Raw genomic sequence first — 12,428 nt, 5'->3', positions numbered from 1 at the left:
GTCAACCTGTAACTTGAATGCTGATAAGCTTATATAGGTCAAACACTGGCAATTTTCATTCATAGCATATCTTATGAGTTTTCCAGAAATTAATATTCCCGGTGATGGTACATTGCACGCTCGTTTAATTACTTCCTTAGGCGAAATTGTAGTTCGTTTGGAAGAAGAGAGAACCCCCAACACCGTCAAAAATTTTGTCGGTCTAGCAACCGGAACAATCGACTGGAAAGACCCTAAGAGTGGTGAATCTCTGAAGGGTACTCCTGCCTACGATGGGATTCGCTTTCACCGAGTTATCCCTGGTTTTATGATTCAGTGTGGCGATCCCCTGACTCGTTATCTTGATACGGCCAACCGCTGGGGTACTGGTGGTCCAGGATATCAATTTGAAGATGAGTTTCATCCTGAATTGAAACACTCTAATGCGGGTATCCTCTCAATGGCAAATGCAGGACGCAATACTAATGGTTCGCAATGGTTCATTACAGAAGGACCAACGCCTCACCTCGATCGCAAACACAGTGTTTTTGGTGAAGTTGTCCAAGGGATGGATATAGTCAAGAAAATTGCCAATGTACCTACGACTAGAGATCGTCCTAATCAAGAGGTAGTGTTAGAAAAAGTAGAAATTTTTCGCCAGTAAGTAATACCTCTCTAGTAAGAATTCAGGAGTCAGAATGGTTGTATATCTGCTTGATTTTCTTTCAATTATCAAGCTTGGATATCCAAGCCTTTTAATTCTGAATTCTGAATTCTTCTTCAATGGTGATGATTAACACACCATCCCAAATTGAAAACAAATTTGCCGAAAAATTAAGATTTATTTTCCAAAAACAACAGTAACGTTGTTAAAATCAGAAGCTAGATTCCAATTGGGAAGCAGGTTTGGGCGATCGCACTTCAGACAAAACCTGCAAAATCACCCACTTCTTTAGGGATACAAGTTTTGAGACAATCAGAAGCGGTTTAATTTTAGTTGTTAAATTCTGCGGTGGGGCATCCCGTAGAATCAAAAGTGAGCTTCAGTTAATGGGAGTCACTGAAAAGCTGAGACTGTACTGCTTGCAGTCAGTGTAGGAGATGTCATTAATGATGCACTTATAGTCCACTGTTATCGGACTTCGTTTTATTTAAGTTGGACAGGGAGAACACAAACATGAAATTAGCTTACTGGATGTATGCAGGCCCAGCCCACATCGGCACTCTCCGGATTGCTAGTTCTTTCAAAAACGTTCATGCGATCATGCACGCCCCACTAGGCGATGATTACTTTAACGTCATGCGCTCCATGCTATCGCGGGAGAGGGATTTCACTCCGGTGACCACCAGCGTCGTCGATCGCAACGTTTTGGCACGGGGTTCTCAAGAAAAGGTGGTAGATAACATCACCCGCAAAGACGCCGAGGAACACCCCGATTTAATTGTGTTAACTCCCACCTGCACTTCTAGCATTCTGCAAGAAGACCTGCACAACTTTGTGGAACGGGCGCAGCTGGAAGCGAAAGGCGACGTAATGTTGGCGGATGTGAACCATTACCGCTACAACGAACTCCAAGCAGCCGATCGCACTCTCGATCAAATCGTCCAATACTACATTGAAAAAGCCCGAAAGCGTGGCGAATTACCAGAGGGCAAAACCGAAAAGCCTTCAGTTAATATTATTGGTACTACCACCCTCGGTTTCCACAATAATCACGACTGCACCGAATTAAAACGGTTGATGGCTGACTTGGGGATTGAAGTCAATACCTTAATTCCCGAAGGCGCTTCAGTGAACGACTTGAAGAAAATGCCCAAAGCCTGGTTTAACCTGGTTCCTTACCGGGAACTCGGTTTGACTACAGCTCGTTACCTAGAAGAACAATTCGGCACACCCTACATAGACATTACCCCAATGGGTGTAGTAGAAACTGCTCGGTGTATCCGGAAAATTCAGCAGGTCATTAACGCCCAAGGCGCTGATGTTAATTACGAAGACTTCATCAACGAGCAAACTCTACATGTATCTCAGGCTGCTTGGTTCTCCCGTTCCATTGACTGTCAGAACTTGACCGGCAAAAAAGCAGTGGTCTTTGGTGATAACACCCACGCCGCCGCCATCACCAAAATTTTGGCACGGGAAATGGGGATTCACGTAGTTTGGGCTGGAACCTACTGCAAATATGATGCAGACTGGTTCCGCGAACAGGTGAGCGAATATTGCGATGAAGTTCTGATTACAGACGATCATGGTGCAATTGGGGATGCGATCGCTCGCGTCGAACCCTCTGCTATTTTCGGCACCCAAATGGAACGCCACGTTGGTAAGCGCTTGGATATTCCTTGCGGCGTAATTGCTGCACCCATCCACGTCCAAAACTTCCCCATTGGTTACAAACCATTTATGGGTTACGAAGGGACAAATCAGATTACAGATTTAATCTACAATTCCTTCACTTTGGGAATGGAAGATCACCTGTTAGAAATCTTCGGAGGTCACGATACCAAAGAAGTAATTACTAGGGGTATTTCTGCTGATTCTGACCTGAGTTGGACAAAAGATGGTCAAGCAGAATTGAATAAAATTCCGGGATTTGTCCGGGGTAAAGTGAAGCGAAATACTGAAAAATTTGCCCGCGATCGGGGTTTCAAAGAAATCAATGCTGAGGTGTTGTACGCGGCGAAGGAAGCTGTAGGCGCGTAAATTTACGGTTAGCTATTAGCTTTAGGCTGATTATTATGTAAGAGCGCTCCTTTTTGAGGATGCTCTTACTTTATTATTTCAGGCATTTAATAATAAGCTACATTGCAAGACCTATGGATGACAAAAACTTAAGTCAGTGGATTCAGATTAAATTTTCTGTCGTCCCGAAAGATTTAAGCAAGTATAGAATGGCAATTACTACCCGACAGTATGAAGTTCTAGAGTTTTTTGGAGATTCAGTACTTGGTTTTGTAGTATCTGAGTATTTAGTTCAAAGATTTACTATAGACCGACCGGGATGGTTTACTGAAGTTAAATCTAAACTTGTAGAAGATAAGAATTTATCTCTAATAGCTCGCGGACTTAATCTAGGTGCAATAGTAACTATTCCAAATACCAGCAGTAAAGAACAGATTACCGATAGAGTAGTTGCTGATATTTTAGAAGCATTAATAGGAGCAATTTATCTAGATCAAGGACTGGATAAATGCAGAGAAGTTATTTATAGATTATTTAAATTAAACGAAATAACTCCTCCATTTATTTATAAAAATCGCAATTTAGAAGCAAGCATTCTTAATGTAGAAAATCCTATTTCTACATTACAAGAATTGCTAGCAAAATATGGTATTTCTCCACCAGAATATCTTGAGGTAGGCCGATCTGGTGTCGATCATAGTCCTACATTTACTATCAGAGCTAATTGTAAATTTCAAGGACAATATCTAACAGCAGATGGAAGTGGAAAATCAAAGCAAATAGCTAAGAATAACGCAGCATTAAAATTACTTGTACTAGTACTCGAATCGTGACAAAATATCAAAAAAATAAAAGTATTGGGCTAATTGATGGTATATTTAGCAAATAGGTGGGGTTGAACGAATAAAAACTAGTCAAATTATATGAACCCCTGAAGAGTAAAAATAAAATAAAATTATCCTCGACTTAAACCCTATCATGGTTATCCAAGAACTCGACCTGAGCCGCGATTGCAGCCTCCTCCTCGATGCCTTTACTCCATAACCTAACTTGTTGATAAAATTGGTTGTCGGTGAGTTGGATGATGGGGTTTAAATTAATAGCGATCGCTATCATAAAATAAATATTTATCCCCAGATGATTGACAAATTTAAAATAAATTCTGGTAAAACATCTTCTCCTGATAATTGTTCTGGAGATGTTAATATTTCTACTGTTTGACCAAGACGATAGATTTCTACTTGACGCATTTTTGGATTAATTAACCAACCTAATTTAACTCCGTTATTGATATATTCCTGCATCTTGTCTTGTGTTTCTCTCAAAGTATCGCTAGGGGACATTAACTCTAAAACAAAATCTGGAGCAATGGGGGGGAACTTTTCTTTTTGTTCAGGTGTAAGTGCATCCCATCGCTCTTGTCTAATCCAAGCGACATCAGGAGAACGGTTTGCACCATTGGTAAGTTTAAAACAGGTAGAAGAATCGAAAACTTTACCTAGTTTAGTTTGGCGATTCCAAATTACAAAATCAGCATTAATTTCTGAGTTACAATTTCCAGTTTCTCCGCCTGTAGGTGGGATAATTAGAAGTTTTCCCGCTGCATTGCGTTCAAATTTGACTTCAGGGTTTTCCCGACAGAGTTGATAAAATTGGTTGTCGGCGAGTTGGATGATGGGGTTTAAGTTAATGGCGATCGCTGTCATAACTAAATATCTATCTCCAGATGATTGACAAATTTAAAATAAATCCTGGTAAAATATCTTCGCCTGATAATTCTTTTGGAGATTCTAATATTTGTATCGGTTGACCAAGACGATAGATTTCTACTTGACGCATTTTCGGATTAATTAACCAACCTAATTTGACTCCGTTATTGATATATTCCTGCATTTTCTCTTGCGTTTCCCGCAAACTATCACTTAGTGACATTAACTCTAAAACAAAATCTGGGGCAATGGGGGGGAACTTTTCTTTTTGTTCAGGTGTGAGTGCATCCCATTGCTCTTTTCTAATCCAAGCGACATCAGGAGAACGGTTAGCACCATTAGGTAATTTAAAGCAAGTAGAAGAATCGAAGCAAACTCCTAACTGAGTTTGGCGATTCCAAAACACAAAATCTGCTGAAATTTCAATATTACGATTTCCAGTTTCTCCGCCTGTAGGTGACATTATCAGTAGTTCTCCCTCTGCATTACGTTCAAATTTGATTTCCGGGTTTTCCCGACAGAGTTGATAAAATTGGTTGTCAGTGAGTTGGATGATAGGGTTTAAATTAATGGCGATCGCTGTCATAGTAACTATATTGGAAAGAACATCAAATTTAGCTAAATTGTAAGCGAAATAAAAAGTCAAAAGAAAGAAATATCTAATTACCAAGATAAATTGCAATTTTCTAAATGCAATTAACCAAACCAAATAATCTGCTTTAATACAAAATAGCCACTGTATCGCATACCTGCTATGTCCGCCTACTATCTCACACCATAACAACGTGCATTCATATCGCAATGTCGAGAGAAATGGCAAGATATTGGGCTATGCACCGAACGCATCAATCAACAACACGCTACAGATGCAGTTTGAGCAATATATACTAGATAATAAGAATACATTTTAGGTAGAGTTAGCAAATACTCCGATTGAACCGTAGAAAAATCTAAAATCTAAAATCTAAAATCTAAAATCTAAAATTGAGTCACCTATGAGGGAACCAAACAAAAATTTTGAACCCTTGCTATCAACAGAAGCGCCACCAGTTGTTGAACGCATGGGTCTAACGTGGCTAATTATAGCGGCGATCGCTACTGCTTTATTGTGGCAAATTCCAGGAGGAGATTATATTTTATACCCATTTACGATCCTAGCAACTTGGTTTCATGAAATGGGTCACGGCTTAATGGCACTCCTATTAGGAGGACAGTTTCAGAAATTGGCGATTTTTAGCAACGGTTCCGGTGTTGCAAGTTATGTTATGCGGTTATCATTCGGGCCTATCGGCCCGGCTTTAGTCGCAGCCGCAGGACCAATGGGACCACCTCTTGCTGGTGCAGCTTTGATTCTGGCTTCGCGCAGTTTTACAGCAGCAACCCTCTGTTTAAAAATTTTAGGCAGTTTTTTACTGTTTTCCACATTAATTTGGGTGCGTTCTTGGTTTGGGTTGGTCGCAATTCCTTTGTTGGGCTTAATAATTTTGGGTATCGCCCTGAAAGCACCTCGTTGGGTACAAGGGTTTAGTATTCAATTTTTGGGTGTGCAAGCTTGTGTGAGTACCTACCATCAACTCGATTATTTATTTAGTAGGTCTGCTGGTCCCCTTGGAATCTCAGATACAGCACAAATGCAGCAGTATTTGCTTTTGCCTTACTGGTTTTGGGGTGGGTTAATGGCGATCGCATCTGGAGTGATTTTAGTCCAAAGTCTCCGCATTGCCTATCGTTCACCCTAAATCGAACTTCACATACACTATTTTGAGCTTTTATTATTTGTTGTTGGCATAAGGCACCAGGAAAGAGGGTTTTAGCTAGCCGATGTGTAGTCTAGCTGCACTGGGCTACAGTCTTGACAATACAAAAAATGGAGAGGATAAAAAAGTTTTTGACCAATTTCTTCTTTTCTGCAAAAATGATTGTACCCACTTTTAAACTTGTTTAATCGTAGAAAAGACATTGCATCAGTGATTGTCGTTTTCAACTTTTATTTAAAAGTTTCTCTAATATAAATTTACGAGATACTAATTCAAAATATTTAAAGGAAATCATAGATATTAATATTGAAATCAGAACTGCACTAGATATCGCTAAAAGCTTTGGTGTTTGGGGAGAAAAGTTTTCACCACAATAGTGTAGAACTATATGATGCCACATATATAAAGAGAAGGAAGCTTCACCAAGAAAAATCAGAAATTTTTGATTTGCTATATATTTTGAGATAGCACCTTGTTCGTGTGCAAAAATCAGAATTAATAACGAAAATATCAAAGAATAATATATTTGCATGAAATCTGGAGAAATTGGTATTACTACAGTATTTACCTGAAATATCACTAGGGAAATCATAAAAACTTCTAAGAAATTTGCATATTTTAATCGAGTATTTTGTTGATAAAATTGTGCAGTTATAATACCACAACAAAAATCTGATATGCGAACGAATGGAGAGAAGTGGTTAAAATTGGGAAAATAATTATTTACAATTTCTTGTAGATTAAACAGATGTAGTAATAAAAGATAAGTAATAACTATAAAAACGATTATAATGGAAAACTTTACCCGACGAATCAAAGGAAATAAAGTATAAAAGAAAACCTCATTTGATAAACTCCAACTGACTGCATTGTAACCTAAGCTGAACAATAGACCGGGAAAAAAAGCTTGAGTTAAAGTAATATTTGCAAAACCACTCACCAGTTTTTCTTGTGTTTCATTTCCCCAGCTTGAGAAAAACAAAAAACACCAAATTATAAAAGTTAATAAATGTAAGGGATATATTCGCGCGAATCTTTTAATATAAAACTCTTTTAGCGATAATTTAGCAGATTGATTATAATTGTAACCTAATATAAATCCCGATAGAACAAAAAAGAATTCGACACCAACTTTCAAATTCTCCAAATATGAGCCACTAAAAAAAATTGGCATCGTAGATTTTATATGGAAAAATACAATTGCAATTGCCGAAAAAAAACGAAGAGAAGTTAAACTATGGATTGGATTTATCGACTTATTTATTACACAATTAGTCATACTATAGGAATCCTATTTGATTTGCCAAAAAACTCAGTACATCTCAATAGTGGTATAAAGTAATGCTAAAAAAAATAGCATAATCAACGTTTGCCCAATTTAGAAAAATTATTAGTGGTGGATATTACCAGCATCCTTCTCATCTGCTTCCTTTAAAATAGGATTATTTAGCAATCTATATCTTTACACGATCGCAAACTGCTAAATGTCAATCTTAAGGGGGTATCTCTGAGCATCGCAATCGTTGTAAAAAAGTTGAGCAAACCAGCTAATCTCCTCTGTGGATGATAAACATTAGCTCTTTCCACAAAGAATTATTTTAGAAAACATGACTCTAAACTTTGTTGTTACAGGTGCGGATACCGAACTTGGACAAGAAACCACGCGGCAGCTAGTTGCTGGTGGACATCAGGTTACAGGAATACCCTTGAGTAAAGATGGCCTTGAGGTCATACGTTTGCAGGGCGGTTTACCTGTTGATGCTAGCCTGACCAACGCTAGTGAAATTAAGAATGTTTTACAGACAGCTAATGCTAATGTAGTCGTCAATCTAACGCCACAGATGCCTAATACGCTCTTAAGCGATGGGCAAGACTGGAAAGGATTTGACAAAACTTTAAAAGCTACAACTGCTGCACTATTAGAAGCGATCGCAGATTCAAAGATTCAGTTTGTTGTCCATACAAGTTACACTTTTCTCTATGGCAATGCAACAAACGCTACAGAAACGACTCCCTTAGTTGCGCCAGGCGACGATCCAATTTTTACCGCCGCGATCGCCGCAGAAAACCAAGTACTTAACAGCAAGATTCCCTCTTCCTTATTACGAATGGGATATCTGTATGGTCCCCAATCCAAAGACCTAAAGCTATATATAAAATCATTCCAACTCAAACGCCCTTATTTTGCCGGACCTGCAAATAACTTGGGTAACTGGCTACACTTTGAAGATGCTGCGATCGCTCTAGTTAAAGCAGGAGAACAGCAAAAAGTAGGTGCGGTCTTTAACGTTGTTGATGGTACTCCAGTATCCTTTGCAGACTTCATTGATTACTTTGCTTTCACCTTAGGTAGAAAACAACCTGCACATATTCCTATGTGGCTAACACCTTTAGCACTTTTGTTAATAATTACACCTCAACAAGTAGAGTTACTCAAGTTAGCAACCACAATCAAAAACGACTCCATTGAGCAACAGCTTGGTTGGAAACCCCGTTATTTAACTTACAAAGAAGGGTTGCAGCAAACCGTACAAACTTGGCGTAGCAAGAACGAAATTTAATCAACTTTAGGACTTATGCAAGAACTCTCTGAAACTCTTATTTCTCTGTGTTCACTGCGTCCTCGCTGATTTGATTTTCCTTGACCTATGCGTAAGTCCTGAACTTTTGATCTACCTATAAATAAAGACGGGTTGCAGCCCGTCTAAATAGCTTGAAAGTGCAAATACACCTTGTATAGTATTGAAAATAACACAATTATTTTTATAATAGTTGCCAATTTGCCATGTCCGAAAAAGAATAGATTCTTAGCGTAATTTCAACGTCTTTCACGATAGACCGTAATAAATGCTGTAATTCCTTTTCAAGTTTTCAAAATCGGTGAATCTATTGCTTAAAGTTACAATATAAAATTCTCAGTTGTATCTGGCAGTAAAATCAAAGTTTCCTCAATCATGTCTCGTAAGTTGAGTGTATGGGTAACTGGGACTGGAACATCAAAACTAATGATGTTTTCTTTTCGGCTCGTTGGGAAGAAATGCTGGGCATTGCTGAGAATGAGCTTATCCACACTTTTGAAGCATGGTCAAGCCGCATTCATCTCGACGATCGCGATCGCATCATTAAGGTGCTGGCTGACCATTTAGCCCATAAAGCACCCTTTTTCCAAGAAGAATACCAATTAAAATGCAAAGATGATTCTTATATATGGATATTATGGATATTAGACCGGGGTCAGGCATTGTGGGATGAATTCGGCAATGCCATTCGTATGAGTGGCTCGGCAACGGATATTACCAAACGGAAGCAGACGGAAGCAAAATTATTAGCCGTTACCAGATTGAAACAGTCTATTCTGGCCAGCATCGATTATGCGATCATTTCTACCAATTCCGAGGGAATAATTCAAACTTTTAACTTGGCTGCTTAGGAAATGCTGGATTATACAGCCGATGAGGTTATTGGTAAGTTAACACTAAACACTTTTCACGACCCAGAGGAACTCAAACAACGGACATATGTACTCTCGCGGGAGATGGGCAGGGAAATTGCCTTGGGAGATTTATCTATGCTGAAAACCCAGCAAGATAATTGCGAGGTGGAATGGACTTTCATTCGTAAAGACGGTTCGCGCTTTCCTGTTGCTCTATCGGTTAAACCCCTGTGTAATCTAGAAGGAGAAATTATCGGCGGTGTGGAGATTGCCAAAGATATCACCCAGCAAAAACAAATTGAAGCTCAACTCTACAAAAATGCGGCTAACCTCGAATCTGCACAACGGATTGCGAATCTGGGTAGTTGGGAAATGGATTTACACACGCAACAATTAATTTGGTCAGAAGAGGTATTTCGCATATTTGGCCGCAATCCTGAGTCTGGGACACCAAGCTACAACGAAATGCTCCATTGTATTCATCCAGACGATCGCGATCGCCGTGATTTTAGGGTATCGAGACTGGGCAAATAGGCTCCATCCAGACGATCGAACTGTAGCAGAAACTACTTTTCAAAATGCTATAGAGCGGGTAAAAGAACTGGATATGGAGTTTCGGATTATTCTTGCCGATGGCAGTATCCGCTTTATCAAAGCCTCTGCTCTAATTCAACAAAATGAGCAGGGTGAACCACAACGCATGGTTGGCATTAACTATGATATTACCGATCGCAAACAAGTAGAGTTACCTCTGCGGGAGAGCGAACACCGTTATGCTACCTTAACAGAAGCTGCTCCAGTTGCGATTTTCCGCCTTGATGCTGCTAGTAATTGTATCTACGTCACAGAGCCGATCGCCTAACTGCCCAATTGCGTGCTTTAGGCATTGAACCAGAAGTATAAAATATAAACATTACTATTAACGTAGGAACAATTTATGAATTGCTCCTACGTTAATCAATCGCTCAAAACCTATGTTTTGATCTCAGAAAAAGCTAATCTGGGCGCTGTTGAGTTAGAACCTGATAAGCATAATTGAAATCATCAGTAGTAATCCTGATATCAGTTGGCTCTATCAACCCTTGGGAGCGGAAACGCCGAATTGATTCTACCGCCGCTTGATTGCACAGTAAAGTTAAATCTGCACCATTCCAGTCTTTGGTCATCTCTGCCCAATAGTTTAAATCTACATCTTGTAGGGGTCGTCCTTGACTATGGACTTGCAGAATTGCCAAGCGACTAGCTAAATCTGGTAAATCTACCTTCATCTGTAAATCCAAGCGTCCAGCTCGTAACAAAGCTGGGTCAAGGGCATCAGGTCGATTAGTCGCCCCAATCACCAAGATAGTGCTTCCCACTTCTATACCATCTAACTCAGTCAGCAATTGACCGACTACGCGATCGCTCACTCCCGAATCACCATTGTAACTGCCGCGTGCTGGCGCTAAAGTATCAATTTCATCAATAAATACTACACAAGGCTCCGCCTGACGCGCCTTAGCAAATAACTCGCGCACAGCTTGTTCGCTGGCTCCTACCCAACGGGTGAGTAATTCTGGACCGTTGACACTAATAAAATTAGCTTTGGCTTGGGAAGCGACAGCTTTAGCCAATAAAGTTTTACCTGTCCCCGGTGGCCCCCACAATAAGATTCCTTTGGGTGCTAGTGCTTTCGTTTGCAGATAAAGTTCTGGATACAGTAGCGCCCCTTCTACTGATTCCCGTAGAGTTTCCTTAATCTTATCCAAACCACCAATATCTTCCCAGGCGATATGGGGAACTTCCACTTCCACACTCCGCAACACAGCCGGTTTAATTTCTTTGAGTCCTTGCAAAAAGTCAGCTTGGCTAACCGTCATATTTTCAGGGATTTGTCCCTCAATCGAAGGAATTTGCCGACGCAAAGCTGTATAAGCAGCTTTTTGACAAACAGCTTTCAAGTCCGCTCCCACAAATCCCACAGCCCCTTCAGCGATGACATCTAGGTTAACCGTCTCATCCAAAGGCATCGCACGGGTCAGAATTTCCAGAATATCTCTGCGTCCTTTGCCATCTGGAATCCGAAACTGCACTTCGCGGTCAAATCGCCCAGGACGACGCAAAGCTGGGTCAAGATGGTCGGGGCGGTTCGTTGCAGCCAGAACAATCACACCTTGGTTGTGAGAAAAACCATCCATCAGACCCAATAGTTGAGCCACAACGCGTTTTTCCACTTCACCTTCTACAGAATTGCGGTCTGGAGCTAGGCTATCGATTTCATCAATGAAGATAATACAGGGAGCATTCTTAGCAGCTTTCTCAAAGATGCCGCGCAGTCTTTGCTCGGCTTCACCGTAGTATTTACCGATGATTTCCGGCCCCACAATAGCAATGTAATTAACGCCGAGTTCTTCAGCTAAAGCACGCGCAGTCAGGGTTTTACCAGTACCAGGAGGACCAACCAAAAGTACACCCCTGGTTGGTTCTAGCCCCAGTTTAGCTAGCAAGTCAGGACGTTTTAAGGGAATAGCGATTAGTTCTTTGAGTTCTTTGAGAATCTCATTAAGCCCCCCGATATCTTTCAAAGCATTACCAGAAGGAGAATCAGGTGGTGGAACAATGTCAGGTGCAGCTCCATTCGCTGCATCAGAATTAGGAGACGGTTGGGTACGGATACGGCTTGTGCCAATATCGTTAGCCATATTATTAGGACGGGGAATATTCCCAGACCGAGGAATATTGCTCATAAAACGGGAGTTAATCTGAAAATCCGTCTTAATTTCTCCCTTTTCTACTTTTTCTTCTAAAGTCTTAACTAATTCAATTAACTGTTCAAATCCCTTGAATAAATCACTCATACAATAACTCCAAAAATCTACTTTACTTTT

Annotated in this window: 13 protein-coding genes; 8 read left to right on the top strand and 5 right to left on the bottom strand. The window is 40.2% G+C overall.

The features are described 5' to 3' along the window. Positions 1–73: 73 nt before the first annotated feature. The 3 genes from ACFG4S_RS15265 to ACFG4S_RS15255 all read left to right on the top strand — a co-directional run bounded on the left by ACFG4S_RS15265 (position 74) and on the right by ACFG4S_RS15255 (position 3,495). Positions 74–643, top strand: a complete 570-nt coding sequence (locus tag ACFG4S_RS15265; protein WP_392535589.1) for a peptidylprolyl isomerase — start codon at positions 74–76, stop codon at positions 641–643. Positions 644–1,156: 513 nt separating this feature from the next. Next, complete coding sequence (bchB, locus tag ACFG4S_RS15260) at positions 1,157–2,683, top strand: ferredoxin:protochlorophyllide reductase (ATP-dependent) subunit B (protein WP_392535588.1); 1,527 nt, start codon at positions 1,157–1,159, stop codon at positions 2,681–2,683. A gap of 113 nt (positions 2,684–2,796) precedes the next feature. After that, positions 2,797–3,495, top strand: a complete 699-nt coding sequence (locus ACFG4S_RS15255) for a ribonuclease III family protein (protein ID WP_392535587.1) — start codon at positions 2,797–2,799, stop codon at positions 3,493–3,495. Between the two features lie 133 nt (positions 3,496–3,628). Here the strand turns inward: ACFG4S_RS15255 and ACFG4S_RS15250 are convergent, their stop codons facing one another. Genes ACFG4S_RS15250 through ACFG4S_RS15240 form a run of 3 tightly spaced genes read right to left on the bottom strand, consistent with a single transcriptional unit; the run spans position 3,629 to position 4,957 of the window. Further along, a complete protein-coding gene (locus tag ACFG4S_RS15250; RefSeq protein WP_392535586.1) occupies positions 3,629–3,778 on the bottom strand; it encodes a hypothetical protein in 150 nt (49 codons plus the stop codon). Positions 3,779–3,789: 11 nt separating this feature from the next. Further along, the gene (locus tag ACFG4S_RS15245) at positions 3,790–4,368 is read right to left on the bottom strand and encodes a Uma2 family endonuclease (RefSeq protein WP_392535585.1); all 579 of its coding nucleotides are present in this window, start codon (positions 4,366–4,368) and stop codon (positions 3,790–3,792) included. A gap of 10 nt (positions 4,369–4,378) precedes the next feature. After that, entirely contained in the window at positions 4,379–4,957 is a 579-nt protein-coding gene (locus tag ACFG4S_RS15240; RefSeq protein ID WP_392535983.1) for a Uma2 family endonuclease, read from the bottom strand. Positions 4,958–5,366: 409 nt separating this feature from the next. Between ACFG4S_RS15240 and ACFG4S_RS15235 the strand changes: the two genes are divergently transcribed. Then, positions 5,367–6,110 (top strand): M50 family metallopeptidase, encoded by a 744-nt coding sequence (locus ACFG4S_RS15235; RefSeq protein WP_392535584.1) that lies wholly within the window; start codon positions 5,367–5,369, stop codon positions 6,108–6,110. Positions 6,111–6,351: 241 nt separating this feature from the next. On the opposite strand, the gene ACFG4S_RS15230 is transcribed toward ACFG4S_RS15235, so the two are convergent. Further along, a complete protein-coding gene (locus tag ACFG4S_RS15230) occupies positions 6,352–7,407 on the bottom strand; it encodes an acyltransferase family protein (protein WP_392535583.1) in 1,056 nt (351 codons plus the stop codon). 328 nt (positions 7,408–7,735) lie between these two features. Between ACFG4S_RS15230 and ACFG4S_RS15225 the strand changes: the two genes are divergently transcribed. From ACFG4S_RS15225 to ACFG4S_RS15210, 4 genes are all read left to right on the top strand, one after another. After that, entirely contained in the window at positions 7,736–8,689 is a 954-nt protein-coding gene (locus tag ACFG4S_RS15225) for an NAD-dependent epimerase/dehydratase family protein (RefSeq protein WP_392535582.1), read from the top strand. Positions 8,690–9,102: 413 nt separating this feature from the next. Next, positions 9,103–9,558 (top strand): PAS domain-containing protein, encoded by a 456-nt coding sequence (locus tag ACFG4S_RS15220; RefSeq protein WP_392535581.1) that lies wholly within the window; start codon positions 9,103–9,105, stop codon positions 9,556–9,558. 3 nt (positions 9,559–9,561) lie between these two features. Next, positions 9,562–10,095, top strand: coding sequence for a PAS domain-containing protein (locus tag ACFG4S_RS15215; protein WP_392535580.1), 534 nt, complete (start codon positions 9,562–9,564; stop codon positions 10,093–10,095). Next, entirely contained in the window at positions 10,064–10,423 is a 360-nt protein-coding gene (locus tag ACFG4S_RS15210; protein WP_392535579.1) for a PAS domain-containing protein, read from the top strand. Before ACFG4S_RS15215 ends, ACFG4S_RS15210 begins: the two co-directional genes overlap by 32 nt. 133 nt (positions 10,424–10,556) lie before the next feature. Here ACFG4S_RS15210 and ACFG4S_RS15205 read toward each other — a convergent pair whose 3' ends face one another. After that, positions 10,557–12,398, bottom strand: a complete 1,842-nt coding sequence (locus ACFG4S_RS15205) for an AAA family ATPase (RefSeq protein ID WP_392535578.1) — start codon at positions 12,396–12,398, stop codon at positions 10,557–10,559. Between the last annotated feature and the right edge of the window lie 30 nt (positions 12,399–12,428).

Origin of the sequence: Nostoc sp. C117 (genome assembly GCF_043099735.1) — a bacterium.
Taxonomy (GTDB): domain Bacteria; phylum Cyanobacteriota; class Cyanobacteriia; order Cyanobacteriales; family Nostocaceae; genus Nostoc.
This window is presented reverse-complemented; position numbering and strand designations above follow the sequence as displayed.

What these genes read in the sequence shown, in the direction of transcription:
- ACFG4S_RS15265 (WP_392535589.1), top strand. Translation starts at nt 74, where the DNA reads ATGAGTTTTCCAGAAATTAATATTCCCGGTGATGGTACATTGCACGCT.
- bchB (WP_392535588.1), top strand. Translation starts at nt 1,157, where the DNA reads ATGAAATTAGCTTACTGGATGTATGCAGGCCCAGCCCACATCGGCACT.
- ACFG4S_RS15255 (WP_392535587.1), top strand. Translation starts at nt 2,797, where the DNA reads ATGGATGACAAAAACTTAAGTCAGTGGATTCAGATTAAATTTTCTGTC.
- ACFG4S_RS15250 (WP_392535586.1), bottom strand. Translation starts at nt 3,778, where the DNA reads ATGATAGCGATCGCTATTAATTTAAACCCCATCATCCAACTCACCGAC.
- ACFG4S_RS15245 (WP_392535585.1), bottom strand. Translation starts at nt 4,368, where the DNA reads ATGACAGCGATCGCCATTAACTTAAACCCCATCATCCAACTCGCCGAC.
- ACFG4S_RS15240 (WP_392535983.1), bottom strand. Translation starts at nt 4,957, where the DNA reads ATGACAGCGATCGCCATTAATTTAAACCCTATCATCCAACTCACTGAC.
- ACFG4S_RS15235 (WP_392535584.1), top strand. Translation starts at nt 5,367, where the DNA reads ATGAGGGAACCAAACAAAAATTTTGAACCCTTGCTATCAACAGAAGCG.
- ACFG4S_RS15230 (WP_392535583.1), bottom strand. Translation starts at nt 7,407, where the DNA reads ATGACTAATTGTGTAATAAATAAGTCGATAAATCCAATCCATAGTTTA.
- ACFG4S_RS15225 (WP_392535582.1), top strand. Translation starts at nt 7,736, where the DNA reads ATGACTCTAAACTTTGTTGTTACAGGTGCGGATACCGAACTTGGACAA.
- ACFG4S_RS15220 (WP_392535581.1), top strand. Translation starts at nt 9,103, where the DNA reads ATGGGTAACTGGGACTGGAACATCAAAACTAATGATGTTTTCTTTTCG.
- ACFG4S_RS15215 (WP_392535580.1), top strand. Translation starts at nt 9,562, where the DNA reads ATGCTGGATTATACAGCCGATGAGGTTATTGGTAAGTTAACACTAAAC.
- ACFG4S_RS15205 (WP_392535578.1), bottom strand. Translation starts at nt 12,398, where the DNA reads ATGAGTGATTTATTCAAGGGATTTGAACAGTTAATTGAATTAGTTAAG.